Genomic DNA, 23,871 nt, shown 5'->3' with positions numbered 1-23,871 from the left:
GGACGGCCAAGGCGTGGGGGCCTCGGCCCATGTCCGGGACGCGCGGATGCTGCGCTAGTCCTCTGAGGATTGTGGCGCGTGTGTGGCTCGCTCGCCCCTCGCCAGGCGGGGTGATTTGTCGATTCAAGCCGTAACTGCCCTTGCGAGCCGGCGCCCGGAAGCGTACGCTCGTGCTCAAGTCCTCAGAGGAGTTGAGTTTGCATGGCCCCGTCGCGCATCGACACCGCAGTCGCCGAGCTGCTGCGCCGCGTCGTGGACGGCACCTATGCCGTGGGCTCGGCTCTACCGGGGGAGGAGGCGCTCGCCGCCGTCTTGTCCGTCTCCCGGCTCACCGCGCGCGAGGCCACCCGGGTCCTGATCACGCGGGGAGTCCTCTCGGCCCGCCAGGGATCGGGCACCTACGTCAACGATCCCGCCGACTGGCAGGACCTGGCCAGCCTGGTCGCCCTCGCCCGCCACGAAGGCTCGGAGCGCGAGATCGGGCTGGCCCTGCTCGAGGTGCGGCGCATGATCGAGGTCGGCAGCGCCGGCATCGCCGCCGCCCGCATCACCCCCGAGCGGCTGAGCGAAATGGAGGCAACCATCGCGGCCCTCAAGGCCGCGGACGCCGCCGACGACGTCGAGGCCGCCACCGCCGCGGACCTCGCCTTCCACGACCACATCATCGAGGCCACCGGCAACCTCTTCATTCACGCCACCTTCGCACCCCTGCGGCAGGAGCTGATGACTGCGCGGCGGGTCACCTCCGCCCACCACGAGGTGCGCGCCCACGCCATCGCCCAGCACGAGCGCATCCTCCTGGCCCTGCGCCTCGGCTCCCCGGACGCCGCCAAGGCGGCCATGCGCGCCCACATGGATCAGACCACCAACGACCTTCTGGAATACACCACCTGACCGCTCCGCCGTGCCGGCGCGCGGCCTGAGGCCGGCAATCCGGACGACGCCGACAACCTCATATCCGAAAACATCAGTCACAAAGGAGTGCACTCATGAAGACGCTGGACGAGCTCACCGCCGGCATCCCCGCTGGCCCGGCCGTGGACCCGGCACAAGTATCCGCCGCCCTGACCAGGGCGCTGGTCGTCCTCGACGACGACCCCACTGGCACCCAGTCGGTCGCCGACCTGCCGGTGGTAACCGGCTGGGAGGTCGAGGACCTGGCGTGGGCCCTCGCCACCGGCGCCAGCGCCGTTTACGTAATGACAAACTCGCGCAGCCTCGACCCAGCCGAGGCCGCCCGCGTCAACACCGAGGTCGTCACTAATGCCCTGGCTGCAGCCAACTCCGTCGGCAGGGAGATCGCCTTCGTGTCCCGCTCCGACTCCACACTGCGCGGCCACTTCCCGCTGGAGCCCGACACCATCGCCAACCTGCTGGAACGCGCCGGCACCAAGGTGGACGGCGTCATCCTGTCCCCGGCCTTCCCCGACGCCGGACGCATCACCGTGCACGGCACCCACTACGCGGGCAATGCGCAGACCGGTTTCGTGCCCGTCGGAGACACCGAGTTCGCCGCCGACAAGACCTTCGGTTACCGGGCCTCCTACCTGCCCGAGTGGGTCGAGGAGAAGACCGCCGGCGTCACCCGGGCGCAGGACGTCGTCGTCATCGACCTGGAGATGCTACGCACCGATGAGGACGCCGTCGTCGACCGGCTCACCTCCGTGCACAACCGCACGCCGATCGCCGTCGACTGCGTGGAGGAGAACGACCTGCTGCTGCTCGCCCGCGCCCTCCAGCGGGCGGAGGCGGCCGGCGCGAACCTCGTCTACCGCGTCGGCCCGCCCTTCGTCCGGGCACGCATCGGGCAGGTGCCGCATGCGCCGCTCACTCCCGAGCAGGCCCGCCCGGCCGACTTCGCCCCCGCCTCCGACGCCGCCGGAGGCCTGATCGTGGTGGGCTCGCACGTGGGCCTGACCGGGCGCCAGGTCGACGCATTGCGCGAGGCCACCGGCACGCCCGAAGTCGTCATCGACGTCCCCACCGTGCTCGACCCGGACCGGCGCGACGCCCACGTCGAACAGGTTGCTGAACAGGCCGCCGCCGCGCTGCGTGAGGGCAACGTGGTGGTCCGCCGCGGCGGCGCCTTCGTGGCCGGACGAGACGCGGAGGAGTCCCTCGAATTCGCCCGCCGCGTCTCGGCCGCCGTCGTCGAAATCGTCCAGCGCATTGTCGCCGCCCGCTGCCCCCGCTTCGTCATCGCCAAGGGCGGCATCACCTCCTCCGACGTCGCCTCCCGCGGCCTGGGCATGCGTAGGGCGCTGGTCCGCGGTCCCATGCTGCCCGGCATCGTCTCCCTGTGGGAGCCGCAGGACGGCCCCGCCGCGGGCGTCCCCTACATCGTGTTCGCCGGCAACGTCGGCGACGAGAGCTCACTCACCGCCGTCGTGAGCACCCTCAACGCCTGATCGCCTCGCCGGGCGGCGGCGCTGCACACCTCACCATTTCCCATCAACACCCGGGGCAGTTGCCCCACAACCGATCAAAGGAGATCTCATCATGACCACCACCGTTGCCGTCCTGGGACTAGGCGCCATGGGTCTGCCCATGGCCACCAACCTCTCCCAGACTTTCACCGTCCGCGGCTTCGACATCTCGGCCGAACGACTGGCCCTCGCTCAGCAGGCCGGGATCGTGCCCGCGACCTCGGCAGCCGAGGCCGTAGCCGACGCCGACGTCGTGCTGGTCGCCGTCCGCAACCAGGCGCAGCTGGAGGAACTGCTGTTCGGCCAGGACGGCATCGCCGCCGCCATGCGCCCCGGCGCCGCGGTCCTGCTCACCTCCACGGTGGGCGGGGCCGGCGTGGAGGCCGTCGCCGGTCGGCTGCGGGACATGGGCCTGCTGCTGGTGGACGCCCCCGTTTCCGGCGGACCGGTACGCGCCGGAGACGGTGACCTGCTCGTCGTCGTCGGCGCCGATGACGAGGCCTGGGCGGCGACCGAGGATGTGCTCGAGGCGATGTCCTCCACCCTGGTGCGCGTGGGCGACGAACCCGGCTACGGCCAGTCCATGAAGACCGTGAACCAGCTGCTGTGCGGCGTGCACATCGCCGCCGCCGGTGAGGCACTGGCGCTGGCCCAGGCCCTCGGCCTGGATGTGGAGGCCGCGCTGAAGGCGCTCATGGCCGGCGCGGCGGAGTCCTTCATGCTCGGCGACCGTGGGCCGCGCATGCTGCAGGCCTACGACGAGGACGGGCCCGAGGTGCGTTCCCGGCTCGACATCTTCGTCAAGGACATGGGCATCGTTACGGCCGCCGCCAAGTCGGTCGGGTTGTCCACCCCGGTGGCGGCCGCCGCCGAGCAGTTGTACCTGCAGGGGGCGCGGCGCGGCCTGGGAGCGCAGGACGACTCCACGGTCATCACCGTGATCGCGCCCGAGCAGGACTGAGGGCGGGACCATGTCCACCACCGTCCTGCTGTTACTGGCGGTAGCGGCGATAGCCGTTCTGCTGGTACTGGTCATCAAGGCCAAAATGAGTGCCTTCGTGGCCATGATCCTGGTGTCCATGGTGCTCGCGCTGGCCGCGCGCATCCCGATCGGGGACGTAGTCCAGACGATGATCGACGGCATGGGCAAGACCCTCGGGTCCGTGGCCATGGTCGTCGGCCTGGGGGCGATGCTGGGCCGGGTCATTGAGGCCGCCGGCGGCGCGGAGGTCCTGGCCGAGCGCTTCACCCGCATACTGGGGCGTGAGCGCGTGGTCGCGGCCGTCGTCGCGGCCGCCTTCATCCTCGGCATCCCGATCTTCTTTGACGTCGGCTTCATCATCCTGGCGCCGATCGTCTTCGGCTTCGCCTACATTGCGAAGATCAACCCGCTCAAGATCGGCCTGCCGGTGGCGGCGACGATGCTCGCCCTGCACGTGGTCATCCCGCCTCATCCGGGGCCGGTCGCCTCGGCGGCCACGCTCGAGGTTGACGTCGGTTTGCTGATGCTGCTGGCCCTGCCCGTGTGCGCGTTGGTGGCGGTCGTGGTCTACTTCGCCTCCACGCGACTGGGCCTGGAGGCGGTTCCGGTCGGCCCGACGCCGCTCGGCAGCGCCACGGAGGCCGCCGAGTCCACCTATACGCCCGGCGGCGCGGTGCCCCGGGCGCACGCCACCGGCCCCGGAACGGTCGTCTTCCTGATTCTCGAGCCGATTGTGCAGATCATGGTGGGCACCGTCGGGCAGATGCTGGTGGATGAGGAGTCCTCCGCCCACGCGGTGCTCGGATTCATCGGCTCTTCGACGACGGCGCTGCTGACCGCCGTGCTGCTGGCCTACTTCATCGTCGGCCAGCAGCAGGGGTGGTCCTTGGAGCAGCGCGGCAAGATCCTCGACTCCGCACTGCCCGATGTGGCCACCATTGTGTTCGTCACCGGCGCCGGGGGAGTGTTCGCCGGCGTGTTGGTGGCCAGCGGTATCGGCGATGCGCTGGCGCAGGCCCTGGTGACCGCGCACCTGCCGATCCTCTTGACCGCCTTCGTCATTTCGGCAGCGCTGCGGGCCTCGCAGGGCTCGGCGACGGTGGCGATCCTGACCACGGCAGGGCTGCTGGCGGACGCGATTGCCAGCGGCGGCTACTCGGCCCTGCAGGTGGTGCTGATTCAGATGGCGATCGGCTTCGGCGCCCTGGGCTTCTCCCACATCAACGACTCTGGCTTCTGGATCGTCACCAAGTACATGGGCCTGTCCGTCAAGGACGGGATCAAGAAGTGGACCCTGCTGTCGACCGTCGGCGGACTCACCGGCTTCCTGCTCACCGGCGTCGTCTGGCTGATCGCCTGACTCCGGCGCCCCTCCTGGGCCCGGTCCCGGCCCTGCCGCGTCCGTGCGAGCGCCCCTCAGCGAAATGGGACTGCGATGGTAATCTCATCCCATGGAGCTGACGATCGATTCGGGCGGACGCATCCTCCTGCCGAAGAGCCTGCGGGAGTCGCTTGGATTGCTGCCGGGAACGAAGGTGGATGTGTCCCCCTATGGAGGCGGCGTGCAGCTGACCCCGGGTGGGCGTACTGCCCGAGTGGAGCGTGGTGAGGATGGGCACCTGGTCGCCACTTCGCAGACCCCAGTCACCGATGACGTGATGTTCGCACTGATCGATGGTGGCAGAAGGTGAACGCCGCGCCGCGCCTAGCCGTCGACACGAGTGTTGCCATTCCTCTGCTGGTCGCCTCCCATGAGGCACATCGCCCGGTGCGTGACTGGGCGAGGGGGAGGCGGCTGAGTCTCAGCGGGCACGCCCTGGCGGAGACCTATGCGGTGCTGACGCGGCTCCCCGGAGACGCGCGCGTGTCCGCCGAAGACGCGGTTGCGCTTATCGACGACCGTTTCCCAGAGGTACTCGCCCTTTCTGCGAATTCGGCGATCACGGCACACCGGCGATTGGCCGGCCTTGGAATCGCCGGCGGTGCCGTCTACGACGGTCTGGTCGCTCTCGCGGCGTTGGAGAATGGCGCGGTGCTCGCCACACGGGACGCGCGCGCGAGGGGGACATATGAAGCGGTCGGAGTCGCCGTCGAGGCAGTCACGGCCGGATAGCGCGCCAGGTGGTGGCCTCTGCGTCGACGGCGGTGCGTCGACTGCGGTCGGCGGGCGTGATTACACCTCGTACCGGTGACCGAAGCTTTCATTGATGTTTGCGGCGAGGTCGCGGATGGCGCGGACGAGGACGATGCCGAACACGAAATTGACAACCCATCCGCGCGTCCACCAGACGTATTCAATCGGCCACAATCCATACAGGATCGTCCAGGTAACTAGCGAGGCGGTGAGCGTGACGGCGGCCAAGGTCGTTCCCCAAATGGCGGCGCGCAGTGATTCCGTGCTCAGGAGGACTAGGCAGGAGATGAGGCCGAGGATGCACAGGAGGATGGTCGAGTTCGAATATGCCTCCGTCATTTGGCTCACCCGGTCAGAACTGTCGGAGAACTCCTCGTCAAGGCGTAGGGCTATCTGCAGTAGCAGCGCGAGGGACCATGCGGCGACCGTCCACCACTCGGTCCGGCGACGTCGTGGAAGTCGGGTCGGTGCTTGCAGCAGGATCGAATCAACCGGCGGAGCACTCCGCCGCTTGCTATCGGCGCGGCCGCGGCTGGACGAGGAGGGCCTGGAGTCAGAGGGGGCGGACCCGGAAGAGTCAGTGGCGCTCATACCTGGATCATGCCAGTTGGCGGTGCTGGAGGCGGCGTAGACGGACCGAATGCTGCCGCCGCCTCGACCGGCCTCGGCACGAGACTTCTGCCGACCTCGGCGCGCTCCCAGAGTGCGGTGGGACGGCGCATGGGGGCCCGGTCGGTGCCTGGCTGCGGCCGGGCGGCGCTCCTAGCCTGAGGCTGCGCGGCCGTCCGGGCCGCGGGAGAGGAACCACCATGACCGCCACCACCGACGAATCCGTCTTCGCCGCCGAGAACGTCTTCGGTAAGGGCGAGCTGAACACCGCCTTCGCCCAGTACTTCATCGGCGACAGCTACCTGAACAACCTCGTCGACGACCCCGAGTGCGCCGTCGGCGTCCACAACGTCACCTTCTCGCCCGGCTGCCGCAACAACTGGCACATTCACCACGCCACCTCCGGCGGTGGCCAGGTGCTCATCTGCACCGCCGGCTCCGGCTGGTACCAGGCGGAGGGCGAGGAGCCCGTCTCCCTCGAGCCCGGATCGGTGGTGTTCATCCGCGCCGGCGTCAAGCACTGGCACGGTGCCAAGGCCGACTCCTGGTTCTCCCACATCGCGCTCGCGGTTCCCGGGGAGAACACCTCCAACGAGTGGCTCGAGCCCGTCGACGACGTCGCTTACGCTGCTCTGTGAGTGGCGCTCCCGCGTTGGCGGTCGCCGCTCCCTCCCTCTCCGCAGCCTACGGTCGAAACATGAGATGTTTCGTCTCAGTTACCGGCGAGGTGGGAGTGTTTAGCCCAGCGCGGGATGCCCGCCTGCTCAAAGACGTGCTCCTGCGCCGTAATCGCAGTCACGCGACGCTGATGGGAAATCGGCACGCGCCGCTGCCAGGTGACAGGTGAAGGAGTTCCCCATGCAGGACGTCGTTGAGAAGGTTTATGAGCAGGTTGTGGCTCGCAACCGCGGGGAGGCCGAGTTCCACCAGGCCGTCCGCGAGGTGCTGGAGTCGCTCGGCCCGGTAATCGCCAAGCACCCCCACTACGCCGAGAATGCGCTGCTGGAGCGCATTGTGGAGCCCGAGCGGCAGATCATGTTCCGGGTGCCGTGGGTCGACGACGCCGGTGAGGTCCACGTCAACCGCGGTTTCCGCATCGAGTTCAACTCGGCGCTCGGTCCCTACAAGGGGGGCCTGCGCTTCCACCCGAGCGTCAACGCCGGCATCATCAAGTTCCTCGGCTTCGAGCAGATCTTCAAGAACGCGCTCACCGGCCAGGGCATCGGCGGCGGCAAGGGCGGCTCCGACTTCGACCCGCACGGCAAGTCCGACGCCGAGGTCATGCGGTTCTGCCAGTCCTTCATGACCGAGCTGTCCCGCCACATCGGCCCGAGCGTGGACGTGCCCGCCGGTGACATCGGCGTGGGCGGCCGTGAGATCGGCTACCTCTTCGGTCAGTACAAGCGCCTGCGCAACAGCTACGACGCCGGCGTTCTGACCGGCAAGGGTCTGGCCTGGGGCGGCTCCCTGGTGCGCACCGAGGCCACCGGCTACGGCACGGTCCTGTTCGCCCAGTCCATGCTGGCCACCAAGGGCGACTCCCTGGAGGGCAAGACGGTCGCCGTCTCCGGCGCCGGAAACGTCGCCATCTACGCCATCGAGAAGGCGCAGCAGCTGGGCGCCAAGCCCATCACCTTCTCCGACTCCTCCGGCTACGTCGTGGACGAGGCCGGCGTAGACCTGGAGCTGCTCAAGCAGGTCAAGGAGGTCGAGCGCGGCCGCGTCGCCGACTACGTCTCCCGGCGCCCCGGCGCCCGCCTGGTCACCGAGGGCCGCCCCTGGGACGTCCCGGTCGACGTCGCCCTGCCCTGCGCCACCCAGAACGAGCTCGACGCCGACAACGCCGCCACCCTGCTGCGCAACGGCTGCGCCGTCGTCGCCGAGGGTGCGAACATGCCCTCCACCCCGGAGGCCATCGAGGCCTTCCAGGCGGCCGGCATCCTCTACGCCCCCGGCAAGGCCTCCAACGCCGGCGGCGTGGCCACCTCCGCCCTGGAGATGGAGCAGAACGCCGGCCGCACCCGCTGGGACTTCGCCACCGCGGAGGCCAAGCTCACCGGCATCATGGCCGACATCCACGACTCTTGCGTCGAGGCCGCCGAGACCTACGGCCGCCCCGGCGACTACGTCCTGGGCGCCAACGCCGCCGGCTTCACCCGCGTGGCCGACGTCATGATCGCCCACGGCATCGTCTGATCCGATGATCCGAAAGACGGGGGTAGCCAATCGGCCTAGCCGATCGGCCGATGCGTAGCGCGGATGCGGTTACCTCGCGGTCACGTGCTCCGGGACTTGCTGCCCGACGACGGCGCCCGGTCGCTTCCCAGGCGGCCGGGCGCCGTCGTGTCGTATGCGCGGTATGGAGCCGGAAAGTAGGGGCGCGGTGGCGGCGATCCGGGTTCATAGGTGGAGGCCTGCCTAGCATCATCAAATTGTCATGATTACTAATTGGTGTGTGCCCTGGCCCATAGGTGTCCTGACACTTATGGTGATGTCAATCGTTCGACTTACTGATGATCACTACGAGGACCACCATGAGATCGCGACACCTGGCCCGGCTGGTCGTCCCCCTGACGGCCCTTTGCCTCGCTGCCCTTGATCCCGGCGCAGTGGCTGCGCCGACCGCGGTTACCGGCTCCGCCATCGGCGGCCCGGTGGTAGTGGCCGCCCCGGTAGGCGGCATGCTGAGCGCGAGCCCCGGCGCGAGTGTCGCCGACGAGCGGGCGGCTGCCGCTGCCGCCCCTGCCGGTGCGGACGCTGCGACCGTCACGATCAACCTGCTGGGTATCAGCGACTTCGGCGGCCACATCGAGCGGGTGTCCACCGACAGCGAGGGCGCGCAGCTGGTCTCCGAGCCCGGCGCCGTCACCCTGGCCTGTGAGGTCGCCGCCGCCCGGTCAGCCACGCCGGGCACCCTGCTGGTGTCCACCGGCGACAACGTGGGCGGCTCGGCCTATATCTCATCGGTGCTGGACGACCAGCCCACCATCGACATCCTCAACGCCATCGGCCTGGACGTCACCGCCGCCGGCAACCACGAATTCGACAACGGCGTCACCGACCTCTCCGCCCGCCTGCTGGGTGCCTTCGACGCCCCCGTGCTGGCCGCCAATGTCACCGGCAACGACGCCCTGCTCGCCGAGGGGGACGGCGACGGCGTGTGGACGACGCAGGTGGACGGCGTGACCGTCGGCTTCATCGGCCTGGTCACCGACTCCCTGCCCAGCCTGGTGGCCGGCTCGGCCCTCGAGGGACTCGAGGTCGCCGACCTCGTGCACACCGCCAACGCCCGTGCCGCCGCCCTGAAGGACGGCGATCCGGACAACGGGGAGGCCGACGTCGTCGTCGTCCTGGCCCACGAGGACGCCGCGGTCTACGCCACCCAGTTCAACGGTTCTGTCGACGCCGTCTTCGGCGGGCACACCCACGTCGCCCACGCCACCACCGTCACCGGCAAGGACGGCAACCGCATCGCGGTGGTCCAGTCGGGCCAGTACGGGGAACTACTGGGCAACATCACCCTGTCCTTCGACCCCGCCACCGGTGCCGTGGGCGTGGTGCAGGCCGCCAACATCGACCTGGCCGCCTCGAACTGCACCACCGACGCCTATGGCGTCCAGGCCATCGTCGACCAGGCCGCCCGCGAGTCCCGCGCCGCCGGCGCCCGCGTGCTGACCAGCCTGGGCACCGGCTTCTACCGTGGCACCAACACCGGCTCCGACCCCGGTGCCAACCGCTCCACCGAGTCCACCGCAGCCAACCTCATCGCCGACTCCTACCGCGCCTGGCTGACCACCGATATTCGCCCCGAAGGCGACCACTATGTGGGGCTGATGAACCCCGGCGGCGTGCGCGCCGACTACCTGTTAGGCGACCTGACCGAGGGGGAGGCCTACACCGTCCAGCCCTTCGGCAACGAGATGGGGTACGCCGCCTATACCGGCGCCCAACTCAAGGACGTGCTCGCCCAGCAGTGGCAGCCCGACACCTCCCGGCCGGCGCTCATGCTCGGCGTCTCGGCCAACGTGCAGGTCTATATCGACCAGGACGCCGCCGACGAGCTCGAGGAGTACTGGAGCCGAATCTCCAACGGTGCGCAGAGCGCCGCCGAGCTCGAGTCCGCCATCGACGCCGCTCGCGCCCGCGTCATCCGCTCGGTTTACGTCGACGGTGTCGAGCTCGACGACGACGCCAGCGTGGTGGTGGCCTCCAACTCCTTCATGCTGTCGGGCGGCGACGGCTTCACCGTCCTGCGCGGCGGCGAGGTCTCCAGCACCGGCATTCTGGACCGCGCCGTCACCGCCGAGTACCTCCAGGCCGGCGGCGCCACCTCCGCCGACCTGGCCAAGCGGCAGATCGGCGTCGACCTGGACGTTGACGCCGCCGACGGCAGCGCTACGGTCCGTTTCACCGGGCTGAGCTTTACCGCCGCCTCCGAACAGGCCGCCCCCGGCGCCGCCGCGGAGGTCACCGCCACGGTGGCCCTGGCCGACGGCGGCACCCAGCATCTGACCAGTGCCGCCATTGACGCGACCATCACCCCCGAACTGCCGGAGACCGGCGCCAGCACGCTGAAGATCGCCCTGCCCGCGGACGTCGCCACCACGACCTGCCCGGCTGACGCCGGCAGTGCTGCCGGCGTCAGCGCCAATGCGGCCTGCGCCGTCGTCTCCTTCACCCTGGTGGCCCGCGACGGCTCCACCCGCAGCATTGATCTGCAGGCCCTGGTGCCGGTCGGTGCGGCCGCCGCTCAGGCCGATGCCGGCGTCCCGGAGGCGGCCGATCAGGTGATCGTCGCCCCCGCCGACGACTCGCTGGCCGGCTTCGAGGTGCCGGACTTCCTGGGCTCCTTCAGCGTGATGTCGGTGGCCGTGGTCGCCGCCTCGGGGCTGGCCTGCTACTGCGTGATCCGCCGGGGCCTGCGCGGGTGGCGCCATGCCGTACCGTCGGAGGCGTGAGACGACGTATTGATCCCGCCGCGGGCGCCCACGCCGTGCGGCAGTGGGCGACCGCAACCGATGCCGGCGCCCGGCCCCAACGCGCCGATACGGCCGCCGCCGTGCGATACACCCTGGAGGAGCTGGCGGCCTGCGCCCCCGGGCATGCCGTGGAGGTGCGGGTGCCGCCCTTCGGCGTCACCCAGGCGGTCTCTGGCACCGTGCACCGCCGGGGGACCCCGCCCAGTGTGGTGGAGACCGACGCCGCCACCTGGCTGGCCCTGGCCACCGGCCGCCTGGGCTGGCGGGAGGCGCTGGACTCCGGGGCCCTGCACGCCTCCGGTGAGCGCTGCGACCTGTCCGCCTACCTGCCGCTGCTGCGCGCCTGAACGCCCGGTCGGACAAGAAAGTTCCCCGAAGTTCGCATAACCACTTCACAAGAACGTCCGTTCGGGCATATGCTTATGCCCGAACGGACTTCAGGGTGGAGGTACGCAGTGAACGCCGAACAGCGCCAGCAGGACATCGTCGATGCCGTGGCCCACGAGGGTCGCGTCGCCGTCGCCGACCTGGCCACCCGCTACGGCGTCACCGTCGAAACCATCCGCCGCGACCTGACGGCCCTGGACCGCGCCGGCGCCGTGCGCAAGGTCCACGGCGGCGCCGTCCCCGCCACCGTGCTGGCCCTCCCGGAGACCGCCGTCGCCGAACGCGAACTGCTGGGCGCCACCGCCAAGCAGGCCATCGCCGCGGCCGCCGTCGGTGCCCTGGAGCTGCGCCCCGGTGCCACCATCCTGCTCGACGCCGGCACCACCGTCGGCTGCCTCGCCCGGCTCCTGCCCGAGGGCCTGGGACTGACGGTGGTAACCGACTCCGTACTCACCGCCGCCCTGCTGGCCGGCCGCAGTGACCTGACCGTGCGCATGCTCGGCGGTCAGGTCCGCGGCATCACCCAGGCCGCCGTCGGCCCCGAGGCCCTGGAAACGCTCGCCGCCATGCGCGTGAACGTGGCCGTCATGGGCACCAACGGCCTGACCGCCGAGCACGGGCTGTCCACACCCGACCCGGATGAGGCCGCCGTAAAGCGCGCCATGGTCCGCGCCGCCCGCCGCGTCGTCGCCCTGGCCGACGCCACCAAGATCGGCCAGGAGCACCTGGTCTCCTTCGCCGACATCGACGACGTCGACCTGCTGGTCACCGACGCCGCCCTCCCCACGCCACTGGCCGCCCAACTCGCCGACACCGGAACCGAGGTCCTCATCGCATGATCATCACACTCACCCCCAACCCCTCACTGGACCGCACGGTCACGCTCGCCGGTCCGCTCGTGCGCGGTGGCGTCAACCGGCTGCAGTCGGTCACCACCGAGCCTGGCGGCAAGGGACTCAATGTCGCCCGCGTGCTGGCCCGCTCCGGCGAGGCCGTAACCGCCGTCCTGCCCGCGCCCGAGCACGACCCGCTGGTGACCGCGGTCAAGGCGCTGGACGCGCCCGGCCTGAGCACAATCCCCGTGGATGTGGCCGGGGCCGTGCGCATCAACACCGCCGTCACCGAGCCTGACGGCACCACCACCAAACTCAACGAGCCCGGTGCCACTCTGACGGACGCCGAGGTCGCCGCCGTGGAGGCGGCCCTGAGTCGAGCCGTGGCGGCGGGTGCGGCCGACAACACCGCCGGCGTCGATCGGGACAGCCCGGCCGGCGTCCACAGCTGGGCCATCCTGTCCGGTTCGCTGCCGCCCGGCGCCCCCACCGACTGGTACGCGCGCCTGGTCGGTCTGCTGCGTCGGGCAGCCCCCGGGCTGCGCATCGCGGTCGACACCTCCGACGCGCCCCTGGCCGCCCTGGCCGCCGCCCTGCCCGAGGCCGCCCCCGACCTGATCAAACCCAACGGGGAGGAGCTCGGCCAGCTCGCGGGCCTGCCCCCCGAGCGCGCCACCGCCCTGGAAGAGGGCGCGCTCGCCGGTGACTACGCCCCCGTCGCCCAGGCCGCCCGCGTCCTGGTGGACCGCGGCGTGGGCGCGGTGCTGGCCACCCTCGGCGGCGCCGGTGCCGTCCTGGCCACCGCCTCCGGCGCCTGGCGGGCCACCGCTCCCGCCGTCCCCGTCATCTCCACCGTCGGTGCCGGAGACTCCTCCGTCGCCGGCTACATCCTGGCCGACGTGCACGGCGCCGCCGCCCCCGAGTGTCTGGCCACCGCCATGGCCTACGGCTCCGCCGCCGCAGGCCTGCCCGGTACCACCCTGCCCGGACCCGCCGACCTGTCCACGCAGGCCGCCGAAATCACCGAGCTCTGACCAGCCCGCAACCACACCACCACTAACCAGGAGACCACAAGGAAAACACCATGTCCCAACCCACCAACGCAGCGAACACGCCGCTGATCGTGCCCGAACTCGTCCGCCTGGACGCGTCCGCCGGCACCGACAAGCAGGCGGTCATCAACTACCTGGCAGACGTCGTCGCCGCCGCCGGCCGCGCCGACACCACCGAGGGGCTCGCCGCCGACGCCCTGGCCCGCGAGGCCACCGCGCCCACCGGCATCCCCGGCGGCATCGCCATCCCGCACTGCCGCAGCCCGCACGTGCTCGCCCCCTCGCTCGGCTTCGCCCGCCTGAACCAGCCGGTCGACTTCGGTGCCGCCGACGGGCAGGGCGCCGACCTCGTGTTCATGATCGCCGCCCCCGCCGGTGCGGACGACTTCCACCTGCAGCTGCTGGCCAAGCTCGCCCGCGGGCTGATGAAGTCGGAGTTCACCGGCGCCCTGCGCGCCGCGGCCACCCCTGAGGACGTCGCCCGACTGGTCACCGAGCAGGTCCAGCCCGAGCTGCTCGGCGACGGCGGCGCCCCCGCTCAGGAGGATGCCGCTGCGCCCGCCGCGGCTCCCGCCGACACCGGCCGCGTCATCGTCGGCGTCTCCTCCTGCCCCACCGGCATCGCCCACACCTTCATGGCCGCCGAGGCGCTCGAACAGGCCGGCAAGGAGCGCGGCGTGACCGTGCGCATCGAGGGGCAGGGCTCCGGCAAGATCGACTGGCTCGACGCCGACCTGGTGGAGGCGGCCGACGCCGTCATCTTCGCCCACGACCTGCCGGTCAAGGGCCTGGAGCGCTTCGCCGGAAAGCCCGTGATCGACGTCGGCGTCAAGGCCGCTGTCAACGACGCCGGCTCCCTGGTGGACCAGGCCCTGGCCGCCATCGACGATCCCGGCGCCAAGCGGGTGGCGGCGGGAGCCGGCGGCGGCGAGGCCGAGGGCGAGGAGGAGCACGTGCACTGGGCGCGGCGCCTGCAGCGCTCGGTGATGACCGGCGTGTCCTACATGATTCCCTTCGTGGCCGCGGGCGGTCTGCTCACCGCCCTGGGCTTCCTGTTCGGCGGCTACGACATCGGCTCCACCGCCCAGACCATCGTCATCGGCAACGCGGATGAGGGGCTCACGGCCTCCAGCCTTTGGAACCTGCCGGATCTGAGTAACCCGGCCTACGCGGCCCCGCACGCCCTGGGCGGCTCCCCGCTGATGGCCTACATCGGTGCGGTCTTCGCCCTCCTGGGCACCGCGGCCATGAACTTCCTGGTGCCGGCCCTGGCCGGGTACACCGCCTTCGGCCTGGCCGGACGCCCCGGCATCGCCCCCGGCTTCGCCATGGGCGCGCTGTCGGTGGCCATCGGTGCCGGCTTCATCGGCGGTCTGATCGGCGGGCTGCTCGCCGGCTACATGGCCTCCTGGCTCGCGGGGCTGGACGTGCCCCGGTGGCTGCGCAGCCTCATGCCGGTGGTCATCATCCCGCTGTCCACCACACTGGTGGTCGGTTCCCTGATGTACATGGTCCTCGGCAACCCGCTGGCCTCCTTCATGACCTGGATGAGCGACTCGCTGACCTCCATGGCAGACTCCGGCTCCGCCATCTTCCTGGGCATCATCCTGGGCCTGATGATGTGCTTCGACCTGGGCGGTCCGGTCAACAAGGCCGCCTACCTGTTCGCCACCGCCGGCCTGTCCGCGGCGACCACCGCCTCCTACGAGATCATGGCCGCGGTTATGGCGGCCGGCATGGTGCCGCCGCTGGCCCTCGCGCTGGCCACCACGGTGCGCCCGGGCCTGTTCACCGACGTCGAGCGGGACAACGGGCGGGCCGCCTGGCTGCTGGGCGCCTCCTTCATCTCCGAGGGCGCCATCCCCTTCGCCGCCGCCGACCCGCTGCGCATCATCCCGCCGTCCATGGTGGGCGGCGCCGTGACCGGCGCCCTGTCCATGGCGCTGCACGTGGGTTCGCGCGCTCCGCACGGCGGTATCTTCGTGTTCTTCGCGATCGACAACCTGCTCGGGTTCTTCATCTCGATCATCGCGGGCATGTTGGTCACCGCCATCGGCGTGCTCGTCCTCAAGCAGGCCCGGGCTCGCAAGCTCTTGGCTGAAGCCGCCGCCGAGGCGGTTGCCGCCTGATCCGACCGTCGACTGAGTCGGTCCGAAGCGTCCGGGCCCGGGTGGGATTGCCACTCGGGCCCGGACGCCGTGTGAAAGGGGTTACACTCGTCGCGTCTTCCACCCCACTAACCTCCCGAGACTGCTCATGCCACACCTATATCGCCGCCTCGTCGCCTTCACGGCGGCCCTGGCCCTCGGTGCCTTCGCGCCGACAATCACCGCCCCGGCCACGGCCGCGGAGGCCGCCGACACCACCACGCTTTCCATCCTCGGCATCACCGACCTGCACGGCCACATCGAAACCACCGGCGACGAGCCCGGCGCCGTCACCCTGGCCTGCGAGGTCGCCGCCGCCCGCGAGCGCAACCCCAGCACGCTCTTCGTCTCCAACGGTGACAACGTCGGCGGCAGCGCCTACATCTCCTCGATCCTCGACGACCAGCCCACCATCGACGTCCTGAACGCCATCGGTCTGGACGTCACCAGCGCCGGCAACCACGAGTTCGACAAGGGCATCACCGACCTCGCCGACCGCCTCCTGCCCGCCTTCAACGCCCCGATCCTGTCCGCGAACGTCACCGGCAACGCCGCCCTGGCCGCCGAGGGCTCCGGCAACGGCACCTGGATCACCGAGGTCGACGGCGTCACAGTCGGCTTCATCGGCGTCGTCACCGAAGAGCTGCCCAGCCTGGTGTCCAAGTCCGCGCTCGAAGGCCTCACGGTCTTAGACGCGACCGCCACCGCCAACGCGCGCGCCACCGCGCTGAAGGACGGCGACGCCGCCAACGGAGAGGCCGACGTCGTCGTCGTCCTGGCCCACGAGGACGCCGCCATCTATGGCAACCAGTTCAACGGCGCCGTCGACGCCGTCGTCGCCGGCCACACCCACGTGCCCTTCGCCGACGTCGTCAAGTCGACCGACGGCACGGACATCGCCGTCGTCCAGCCCGACCACTACGGCCTCAAACTCGGCGAGATCTCCCTGACGGTGACCACCGCCGCCGACGGCACCAAGGACGTCACCGCCGCCACCGCCCGCAACCTCGACCTGGCGGAGTCCGACTGCACCACCGACGCCTACGGCGTGGCCGACATCGTCGCGAAGGCGAAGACGGACTCCGAGGCCGCCGGCAACGAGGTCCTCACCACCCTCGGCTCGAACTTCTACCGCGGCACCGACACGGGCACGGACTACGGGGCCAACCGCTCCACCGAGTCCACCGCCTCCAACCTCATCGCCACCTCCTTCGCCTCCTGGCTGGCCGAGGACATTCAGCCGTCAAGCGACTACGCGATCGGATTGATGAACCCCGGCGGGGTGCGCGCCGACTACCTGGCCGGCGAGCTCACCGCGGGGGAGGCCTACACGGTGCAGCCCTTCGGCAACGAGATGGCCTACGCCACCTACACGGGCGCCCAGGTAAAGCAGGTGCTCGCCGAGCAGTTCCAGCCGACGACGACGCGCGCCGCGCTCATGCTCGGAACCTCGGACAACGTCGAGGTCTACCTCGACCAGGACGCCGCCGACCAGCTCGAGGACTACTTCACGCAGATCTCCACCGCCGCCTCCGAGGCGGAACGGAGCGCACTGGTTGAGAGCCTTGCCGACGACATCGCCGACGCACGCTCGCGGGTCATCGACGCCGTCTACATCGACGGCGAGCTGCTCGACGACGCGGCGACCGTCACCGTCGCCTCCAACACCTTCCTGCTCGCGGGCGGCGACAACTTCACCACCCTCGGCGAGAAGACGATGATCAACACCGGCATCCTCGACCGCACGGTCACCTCCGAGTACCTGGTGCGCATCTCCCCGGCCACCGCCTCCTACGACAAGCACCAGGTCGGCACCTCGCTCGCCGTCGACGGCGACACCGTGACGGCCCGCTTCACCGGACTCAGCTATTCGGCCACCGCCGAGCAGGGCGTGCGCGACGCGGCCACCTCGATCGCCGCCACCGTCGACATGGCCGACGGCACCACCCGCACCCTGACGACGAGCGACATCGACCAGTCGGTCACCCCCGGCCTGCCCGAGACCGGCCAGGCGACGCTCACCTTCACGCTTCCCGACGGCGTCGCCACCCAGGACTGCACGGTCGACGGCGTGAGCACGACGTGCGCGATCGTCTCCTTCACCATCACCAGGGCCGACGAGTCCACCGAGACCCTCGCCGTCACCGCCCAGGTCGTGCACGCGGTCTCGCCGGAGACACCGGCACCGCCAACGCCCAGCGCGGCGGTGGGACCGGCCACCGGGGCTCCGACGACGGCCGGCGTGGTCCCGGTAGTCGCCGGTACGCCCGCCACGGGGCACGGCTCGCGCGGTGCCCTGGCCCGCACCGGCGCGCCGATCGCCCTCGGCTTGCTCGCCCTCGGCCTCATGGGCGGTGGCACCCTGCTGACCGCCCGCCGACGCGACTAGGGTCCGCCGGATCGGCTTGTGGGATGATGCTCCGGTGAGCTTTGGTGACCCCGACCGGACCACCCCGCCCTCCGGCGGCACACTCGCCCCTGCCCGCCCCGCTCCGCCGCTCGCCCTCGGCGAGGAGGTGAACGAGGAGTGCGGCGTCTTCGGCGTCTGGGCGCCGGGGGAGGAGGCCGCGCGGCTTACCTACTTCGGTCTGTACGCCCTCCAGCACCGCGGCCAGGAGGCCGCCGGCATCGCCTCCACCGACGGCAGCAAGATCCTGGTCTACAAGGACCTCGGCCTGGTCTCCCAGATCTTCGACGACGGCACGTTGTCCAGCCTCACCGGCCACCTCTCCGTCGGACACGTCCGCTACGCGACCCAGGGCGCCGGCACCTGGGAGAACGCGCAGCCGATGCTCGGGCCCGCCGCCGGCTCCACCCTGGCGCTGACCCACAACGGCAACCTCACCAACACCCGGGAACTCATGGAGGCGGTCCACCGCACCAGCGGGGAGGACCTCACCGGCGAACTCGGCCGCGGCTCCTCCACCGACACCGCCGTCATCGCCGCCCTCATGGAGCTGGTCTCCCAGCGTGGCCGCCTGGACGCCTGGGACTATGACGCCGTCGACGCCGACACCCCCCTGTACCTCCCGGTGACCGATGCCGACGCCGCTCCGCCGTTGAGCATCTCCGCCACCGCCCGGCGGGTGCTGCCCCTGCTGCGCGGCGCCTTCTCCCTGGTGTTCATGGATGAGCACACGCTGTACGCCGCCCGCGACCCGCACGGCGTGCGTCCACTGGTGCTCGGCCGCCTGCAGCGCGGCTGGGTGGTCGCCTCCGAGAGCGCCGCCCTGGACATCCTCGGGGCCGCCTTCGTCCGCGAGATCGAGCCCGGCGAGCTGATCGAGATCGACGCCGACGGCGTGCGCTCGACCCGCTTCGCCACGCCCCGCCGGGCCGGCTGCGTATTCGAGTACGTCTACCTCGCCCGCCCGGACACGCGCATCGCCGGCACCTCGGTGATCGCCGCCCGCAACGCCATGGGGGCGGCCCTGGCTCGCGAGCACCCGGTCGACGCCGACCTGGTCATCGCCACCCCCGAATCCGGTACCCCTGCCGCCATCGGCTACGCCCAGGCCTCCGGCATCCCCTATGGGCAGGGACTGGTGAAGAACACCTACGTCGGCCGTACCTTCATCCAGCCCACCCAGACCCTGCGTCAGCTCGGCATCCGGCTCAAGCTCAACCCGGTGCGTGAGGTCATCGCCGGCAAGCGCCTCATCGTCGTCGACGACTCGATTGTGCGCGGCAACACCCAGCGCGCCCTGGTGCGCATGCTGCGGGAGGCCGGCGCCGCGCAGGTACATGTGCGCATCTCCTCCCCGCCGGTGCTGTGGCCCTGCTACTACGGCATCGACTTCGCCACCCGCGCCGAGCTGATCGCCACCGGCATGAGCGTGGAGGAGATCCGCGACTCCATCGGCGCCGACTCCCTCGGCTACCTGTCGGTGGACGGTATGGTCGCCGCCTCCGGGCAGGACGCCGACGCCCTGTGCACCGCCTGCTTCACCGGCAACTACCACACCGCCACGCCCACCACGGGCCCGCTACCCGGTGCGCCGGCCGCCCGCGTCCCCGGCGCCTACCGGCGTCGTCGCGCCGACACCGATGCCGCCCCCGTGCCCGCGGCCCCGCGCCGCGTCACCCGCCCGGACCTGAGCGCCGGCAGTCCCCACCGGGCCCCGGCCGACCCCGAGGCCGCCACGTCTTCGGGTGCCGACGCCGCATCCGCCCGGCACGCCGTCACCCCCGCCGACCCCGCACCGGAAGGAGCCGTCCGATGAGCCAGAGCGACGCCCCCAACGCCCCCATCACCTACGCCGCCGCCGGCGTCGACACGGCCGCGGGCGACCGGGCGGTCGAACTTATGAAGGCGTCGGTTGCCGCCACCATGACCCCCGCCGTCGTCGGGGAGGTGGGCGGCTTCGCCGGAATGGTCGACGTCTCCGAGCTGCGCAGCTACCGCCGCCCCCTGCTGGCCACCTCCACCGACGGGGTCGGCACCAAGGTCGCCATCGCCCAGGCTCTCGACATCCACGACACCATCGGTCAGGACCTGGTGGGCATGGTCATCGACGACATCGTGGTGGTCGGCGCCCGCCCCCTGCTGATGACCGACTACATCGCCTGCGGCAAGGTGATCCCGCAGCGCATCGCCGACATCGTGCGCGGCGTGGCCCAGGCCTGCGCCGCCGTCGGCACCCCCCTGTTGGGTGGGGAGACCGCCGAGCATCCCGGGCTGATGGGCCCGGACGACTACGACGTCGCCGGTGCCGCCACCGGCGTGGTGGAGGCCGACCGGGCGCTCGGTGCGCAGCGGGTGCGCCCCGGCGACGTGCTTGTGGCCCTGGCGTCCTCCGGTCTGCACTCGAACGGCTACTCACTGGTGCGCCGCGTGGTGGATCAGGCCGGCTGGTCCCTGGACCGGGAGGTGCCCGAGTTCGGCCGCACCGTCGGGCAGGAGCTGCTGGAGCCCACACGCCTGTACACCCGGGTGCTGCTTGACCTCATCGCCCAGATCGACCCCGCCGACGTCGACCCCGCCGAGTTGCGCATCCGCGCCCTGGCGCACGTCACCGGCGGCGGCCTGGGGGCGAACCTGGCCCGCGTCCTGCCCGCCGGGACCATCGCCGTCGTCGACCGCGGTTCCTGGGTGGTGCCCGCGGTATTCGACGTCGTGCGCCGCCTGGGCGCGGTCCCGTGGGACGACCTGGAGTCCACCCTCAACCTGGGGGTGGGCATGGTCGCGGTGGTATCCCCGGACGCCGCCGATGCGGTGCTGGGCGGAGCCGAGGCCGCGGGCGTGCCCGCCTGGGTGCTGGGCAGCGTCGAGGACGCCGCCGACTACGCGCCCCGGGGACGGCTGATTGCCGGCACCAAGGGCGTCGACGGCGGTGGCGTGGACCTGCTGGGGACCTATCGGATCGCTTGAGCCGACACCGGGGCGGGGCCGCCGGAGCCGCTGTGGGCCCGGCGGCGCGTCGCGGCGTTACGCGGAGACGCTCAGGCGCCGCACTCGCGCATGGCTGCGTACGGCGAGGCGCCCGGGGCGGGTGTCAGGCGTCCTCGTCGTCCCAGTCGTCGTCGACCGCATACTTTGCGGCCAACTCCTCATACATGTCGTCGTCGGACTCGACGTCGGGGGACGCTGCGGAGGACGCTGTGGCGAGCTCGCGTTCGAGTGCCGCATAGTCGGTCTCCGGGCTGAAGTACTTGAGCTTGCGGGCGACCTTGGTCGCCTTGGCCTTCTGACGGCCGCGCCCCATAGGCTCGACCCCCTCCAACATATCTCTGGGCGCGCACGTGGGCGCGCAGCAACTGGGCAAATGTGTCGTGGGGCAACCGTACAACGTCACCGCGCCGAAACACCATTCCACAGGCGGCGCTTCGGTCGTGGTAAGGCCCACGGATGAGGCGCCGCATGCTGGGAATACGGGTGTGGGCGGGGTCGGGCGGCGCGCGGGATGGCGGCGGCGCGCGCCTAGCGGCGCAGGGCCTTGATCAGGGCGAACACGCTCAACCCGGCCAGCCCCGCCACGGCTCCGGTGACCAGGGCCAGTGCCTGCGGATCTCCGTCCTGGGCGTCGTCGAGCAGACGCCGGGCCCGCTCGATGAGTGACAGGCTGTCGGTTCTCGGCGCGTCGGCCGACACCAGTGGAGCGTCGGCGTCGCCCTGCAGGCGGGCCTTCAGACCGGTGGCCGCCGACCGGGCACGTTCGCGCAGGTCGGCCACGGTTGCCTCGGTGGTGGAGCGGGCCACCGCCTTGAGGGCGTTGGGGGCCAGGCGTTGAGTCAGCTCCTCAACGTCGTTCACAACCGATGCGCGCAGGTCGGCCAGCCGGGCCTCGATCTCTTCCGGGGTAGCCGCTGCGGCCGAATTGTTCTCACTCACTGCTGGCTGCCCTTCTCGAAGCCGGTGGTGGCGGCGGACTTGACGGTGTTCAGATCATGCTGGAGGGCGCCCTTCGGGTCGGGCATGTCGGCCTTAGCGGCCTGGAGGCGCTTGACGCCAAGTAGTGCGGCGATGGCGGCGACGATCAGCAGCACCACGGCGACGATGAGCTTAGCCGCCCACAGGGGCAGCGCGAGCGCAATCAACTCCACGATGGTTCCCAGCAGGAAGCCCACGCCGTACAGGGCGACGACCCCGCCCACGGCAAGCAGGGCACCGCCCACGCCCATGGTGGTGGCCATGCGCTTGCCCTTTGCCTTGGCCAGATCGATCTCACCATGCACCAGCGCGGAGACGTTGTCCGAGATCCGGGTCACGAGCTCGCCGAGCGTCGGCTGCGCCGCCGAGGCGGATGACGAGGACGCCGCTGGGGGCTGTTTGGGTTGTTGGGCCTGCTGGCTCATGGAACCGACCTTCTCATGCCTGCTGATGAACAATCCCGGGGCGGCGGACGGCCGCTCCTACTGCTTGCACCAGAATCTCACATGCCGGGCCTGAGCGGCAGCTTGCCGCCCCTGCGTAAGTGCCTGATTCGTCGGCAGCAGGAGTAGTGCAACCGAATGGTGACGTTGCGGCGCGTCGGTGTGGTCGTGTCCCGGCCCCTGTCCTCGGGGAGCGCGCCTCCGGGGATCTGCTTGGACCGCTTACGCGCGGTTGGACCGCTCACGCGCGGTTGGACCGCTCACGCGCGGTTGGACCGCTCACGCGCGGTTGGACCGCCGTAACCGGCGGCTACGGCGGTCCAACGGGGGCGCGGCGGTCCAACGGGGGCTCAGCGGTCCAACGGCGTGGCACTCGCTTTCCCATGTGGAGGGCGGCCGCGTCGCCGAAGTTCACCAAGGTCCACAGGCCGGGTTCGCGCAGGGCACCGCTCGGCGCATTCACAGGCCTTCGGATGCGCGCCACTGCCGGTGTGCACAGTGGAAACATGTGGACTTCACCGATTCCGATCATTTTGTCTTCGGATCTCGCCGGACAGGGGCGGCGTAGCGACGTCCTCGCTCAAGAAGCCGCGCGTTCTGGAGGAGAACTCATTCGTATCCGTCGCGGTGTCTACGTGCGGCGAAGTGAGTTCAGCAGTTTGAGTAGGCAGCAGGCACACGTGGTCAAGGTGATCGCTGCCCGACTCACCGGGGCACTGGATGGTGCCGTACTGGCCAGGGAGTCTGCTGCCGTGATACACGGCATCCCTCTCGTAGGAGCGATTCCTCAGCAGGTGCAGGTGGTACGACCCGGGCGCGACGGTGGACGAATGTCGTCGGGGATTCGTACGCTGCGTGCCGGCCACGGCTTCCAGACCGTGCTGGACGATGGCGTCCCGGTGGCCTCGGTGGCGCAGACCTTGGCGGATCTTGGACGTCGTCGCCCACTGCGCGATGTACTGGCCGGCTTTGACGCCATGCTGAGAGCCGGTCGAGTGACGAAGGAGGATATCGCCGCTGCGGCTCCGGAGCGCTCGCGGGGACGACCAAGGCTGTACCGGACGATCGAGGTGGCCGATCCGAATGCCGAGTCACCGGGAGAGAGCCTGAGCCGGGCGGTGATGATCGAACATCACCTACCCATGCCCGCTTTGCAGGAGCCGGTGCGGGATCAGCACGGCGGGCTGCTTGGACGGGTGGACTTCATCTGGCCTGAGCACGGCGTGATCGGGGAGTTCGACGGTCGGGTTAAGTACGGACGGGAGCTGACGGGCAGACCGGTGGATGAGGTCCTACTCGCCGAGCGGCGCCGAGAGCTTGACATTGAGAGCGCTACCGGCATGCGAGTCGTACGTTGGCTTTGGGACGACGCCTGGAGGGAACAAGGTCTGCTGGAGATCCTTGCTGGAGCCGGTATCCGCCCTGTGCGCTGATGCGGTTCAGCCCGGTTGGACCGCTCACGCGCGGTTGGACCGCTTACGCGCGGTTGGACCGCTTACGCGCGGTTGG

The 23,871-nt window shown here is 70.6% G+C and carries 21 protein-coding genes; 17 read left to right on the top strand and 4 right to left on the bottom strand.

The features are described 5' to 3' along the window. The first annotated feature begins 201 nt into the window (after positions 1 to 201). The 6 genes from C3B71_RS14180 to C3B71_RS14155 all read left to right on the top strand — a co-directional run bounded on the left by C3B71_RS14180 (position 202) and on the right by C3B71_RS14155 (position 5,521). Positions 202 to 894: a FadR/GntR family transcriptional regulator gene (locus C3B71_RS14180; protein ID WP_108968913.1), complete on the top strand. Its 693-nt coding sequence runs from the start codon at positions 202 to 204 to the stop codon at positions 892 to 894. 95 nt (positions 895 to 989) lie between these two features. Continuing rightward, entirely contained in the window at positions 990 to 2,408 is a 1,419-nt protein-coding gene (locus C3B71_RS14175) for a four-carbon acid sugar kinase family protein (protein WP_108968911.1), read from the top strand. Between the two features lie 91 nt (positions 2,409 to 2,499). After that, on the top strand, positions 2,500 to 3,387 hold the full coding sequence (locus C3B71_RS14170) for an NAD(P)-dependent oxidoreductase (protein WP_108968908.1): 888 nt from the start codon (positions 2,500 to 2,502) through the stop codon (positions 3,385 to 3,387). A gap of 10 nt (positions 3,388 to 3,397) precedes the next feature. Then, positions 3,398 to 4,768, top strand: a complete 1,371-nt coding sequence (locus C3B71_RS14165; protein ID WP_108968906.1) for a GntP family transporter — start codon at positions 3,398 to 3,400, stop codon at positions 4,766 to 4,768. 91 nt (positions 4,769 to 4,859) lie between these two features. Continuing rightward, a complete protein-coding gene (locus C3B71_RS14160; RefSeq protein ID WP_073331139.1) occupies positions 4,860 to 5,099 on the top strand; it encodes an AbrB/MazE/SpoVT family DNA-binding domain-containing protein in 240 nt (79 codons plus the stop codon). Continuing rightward, on the top strand, positions 5,096 to 5,521 hold the full coding sequence (locus C3B71_RS14155; RefSeq protein WP_073331135.1) for a type II toxin-antitoxin system VapC family toxin: 426 nt from the start codon (positions 5,096 to 5,098) through the stop codon (positions 5,519 to 5,521). The genes C3B71_RS14160 and C3B71_RS14155 overlap by 4 nt, the downstream gene beginning before the upstream one ends. 60 nt (positions 5,522 to 5,581) lie before the next feature. On the opposite strand, the gene C3B71_RS16215 is transcribed toward C3B71_RS14155, so the two are convergent. After that, the gene (locus tag C3B71_RS16215; protein ID WP_181574819.1) at positions 5,582 to 6,133 is read right to left on the bottom strand and encodes a hypothetical protein; all 552 of its coding nucleotides are present in this window, start codon (positions 6,131 to 6,133) and stop codon (positions 5,582 to 5,584) included. A gap of 218 nt (positions 6,134 to 6,351) precedes the next feature. Here C3B71_RS16215 and C3B71_RS14145 point away from each other — a divergent pair, with 218 nt between their 5' ends. From C3B71_RS14145 to purM, 10 genes are all read left to right on the top strand, one after another. Then, entirely contained in the window at positions 6,352 to 6,789 is a 438-nt protein-coding gene (locus C3B71_RS14145) for a cupin domain-containing protein (RefSeq protein WP_073331129.1), read from the top strand. A gap of 220 nt (positions 6,790 to 7,009) precedes the next feature. Continuing rightward, positions 7,010 to 8,347 (top strand): NADP-specific glutamate dehydrogenase, encoded by a 1,338-nt coding sequence (gene gdhA / locus C3B71_RS14140; protein ID WP_073331127.1) that lies wholly within the window; start codon positions 7,010 to 7,012, stop codon positions 8,345 to 8,347. A gap of 338 nt (positions 8,348 to 8,685) precedes the next feature. Next, positions 8,686 to 11,109: a bifunctional metallophosphatase/5'-nucleotidase gene (locus C3B71_RS16740; protein ID WP_267896294.1), complete on the top strand. Its 2,424-nt coding sequence runs from the start codon at positions 8,686 to 8,688 to the stop codon at positions 11,107 to 11,109. Continuing rightward, on the top strand, positions 11,106 to 11,477 hold the full coding sequence (locus C3B71_RS14130) for a sterol carrier family protein (RefSeq protein ID WP_108968904.1): 372 nt from the start codon (positions 11,106 to 11,108) through the stop codon (positions 11,475 to 11,477). Before C3B71_RS16740 ends, C3B71_RS14130 begins: the two co-directional genes overlap by 4 nt. A gap of 108 nt (positions 11,478 to 11,585) precedes the next feature. Beyond that, entirely contained in the window at positions 11,586 to 12,356 is a 771-nt protein-coding gene (locus C3B71_RS14125) for a DeoR/GlpR family DNA-binding transcription regulator (protein WP_073331116.1), read from the top strand. Then, a complete protein-coding gene (locus C3B71_RS14120) occupies positions 12,353 to 13,384 on the top strand; it encodes a 1-phosphofructokinase family hexose kinase (protein WP_073331113.1) in 1,032 nt (343 codons plus the stop codon). Before C3B71_RS14125 ends, C3B71_RS14120 begins: the two co-directional genes overlap by 4 nt. 50 nt (positions 13,385 to 13,434) lie before the next feature. Continuing rightward, positions 13,435 to 15,531 carry a PTS fructose transporter subunit IIABC gene (locus C3B71_RS14115; RefSeq protein ID WP_108968902.1) on the top strand — a complete coding sequence of 699 codons (2,097 nt, stop codon included), beginning with the start codon at positions 13,435 to 13,437 and terminating at the stop codon, positions 15,529 to 15,531. Positions 15,532 to 15,658: 127 nt separating this feature from the next. Further along, on the top strand, positions 15,659 to 17,938 hold the full coding sequence (locus C3B71_RS14110) for a 5'-nucleotidase C-terminal domain-containing protein (protein WP_108968900.1): 2,280 nt from the start codon (positions 15,659 to 15,661) through the stop codon (positions 17,936 to 17,938). 34 nt (positions 17,939 to 17,972) lie between these two features. Then, the gene (gene purF, locus C3B71_RS14105; protein WP_108968898.1) at positions 17,973 to 19,772 is read left to right on the top strand and encodes an amidophosphoribosyltransferase; all 1,800 of its coding nucleotides are present in this window, start codon (positions 17,973 to 17,975) and stop codon (positions 19,770 to 19,772) included. Continuing rightward, complete coding sequence (gene purM / locus C3B71_RS14100) at positions 19,769 to 20,920, top strand: phosphoribosylformylglycinamidine cyclo-ligase (protein WP_108968896.1); 1,152 nt, start codon at positions 19,769 to 19,771, stop codon at positions 20,918 to 20,920. The genes purF and purM overlap by 4 nt, the downstream gene beginning before the upstream one ends. Positions 20,921 to 21,044: 124 nt before the next feature. Here purM and C3B71_RS14095 read toward each other — a convergent pair whose 3' ends face one another. The 3 genes from C3B71_RS14095 to C3B71_RS14085 all read right to left on the bottom strand — a co-directional run bounded on the left by C3B71_RS14095 (position 21,045) and on the right by C3B71_RS14085 (position 22,344). After that, complete coding sequence (locus tag C3B71_RS14095) at positions 21,045 to 21,254, bottom strand: DUF3073 domain-containing protein (RefSeq protein ID WP_073331097.1); 210 nt, start codon at positions 21,252 to 21,254, stop codon at positions 21,045 to 21,047. A 215-nt stretch (positions 21,255 to 21,469) separates the two neighbouring features. Further along, positions 21,470 to 21,880: a hypothetical protein gene (locus C3B71_RS14090; RefSeq protein ID WP_108968893.1), complete on the bottom strand. Its 411-nt coding sequence runs from the start codon at positions 21,878 to 21,880 to the stop codon at positions 21,470 to 21,472. Further along, on the bottom strand, positions 21,877 to 22,344 hold the full coding sequence (locus tag C3B71_RS14085) for a phage holin family protein (protein ID WP_108969983.1): 468 nt from the start codon (positions 22,342 to 22,344) through the stop codon (positions 21,877 to 21,879). The genes C3B71_RS14090 and C3B71_RS14085 overlap by 4 nt, the downstream gene beginning before the upstream one ends. Positions 22,345 to 22,835: 491 nt before the next feature. Here C3B71_RS14085 and C3B71_RS14080 point away from each other — a divergent pair, with 491 nt between their 5' ends. Then, positions 22,836 to 23,795, top strand: a complete 960-nt coding sequence (locus tag C3B71_RS14080) for a type IV toxin-antitoxin system AbiEi family antitoxin domain-containing protein (protein ID WP_234415940.1) — start codon at positions 22,836 to 22,838, stop codon at positions 23,793 to 23,795. Positions 23,796 to 23,871: the final 76 nt, after the last annotated feature.

Source organism: Actinomyces sp. Z16 (assembly GCF_003111765.1).
In the GTDB taxonomy this organism is placed as follows: domain Bacteria; phylum Actinomycetota; class Actinomycetes; order Actinomycetales; family Actinomycetaceae; genus Actinomyces; species Actinomyces glycerinitolerans.
The sequence above is the reverse complement of the archived record's forward strand: the minus strand, read 5'-3'. Positions and strand labels throughout refer to the sequence as shown.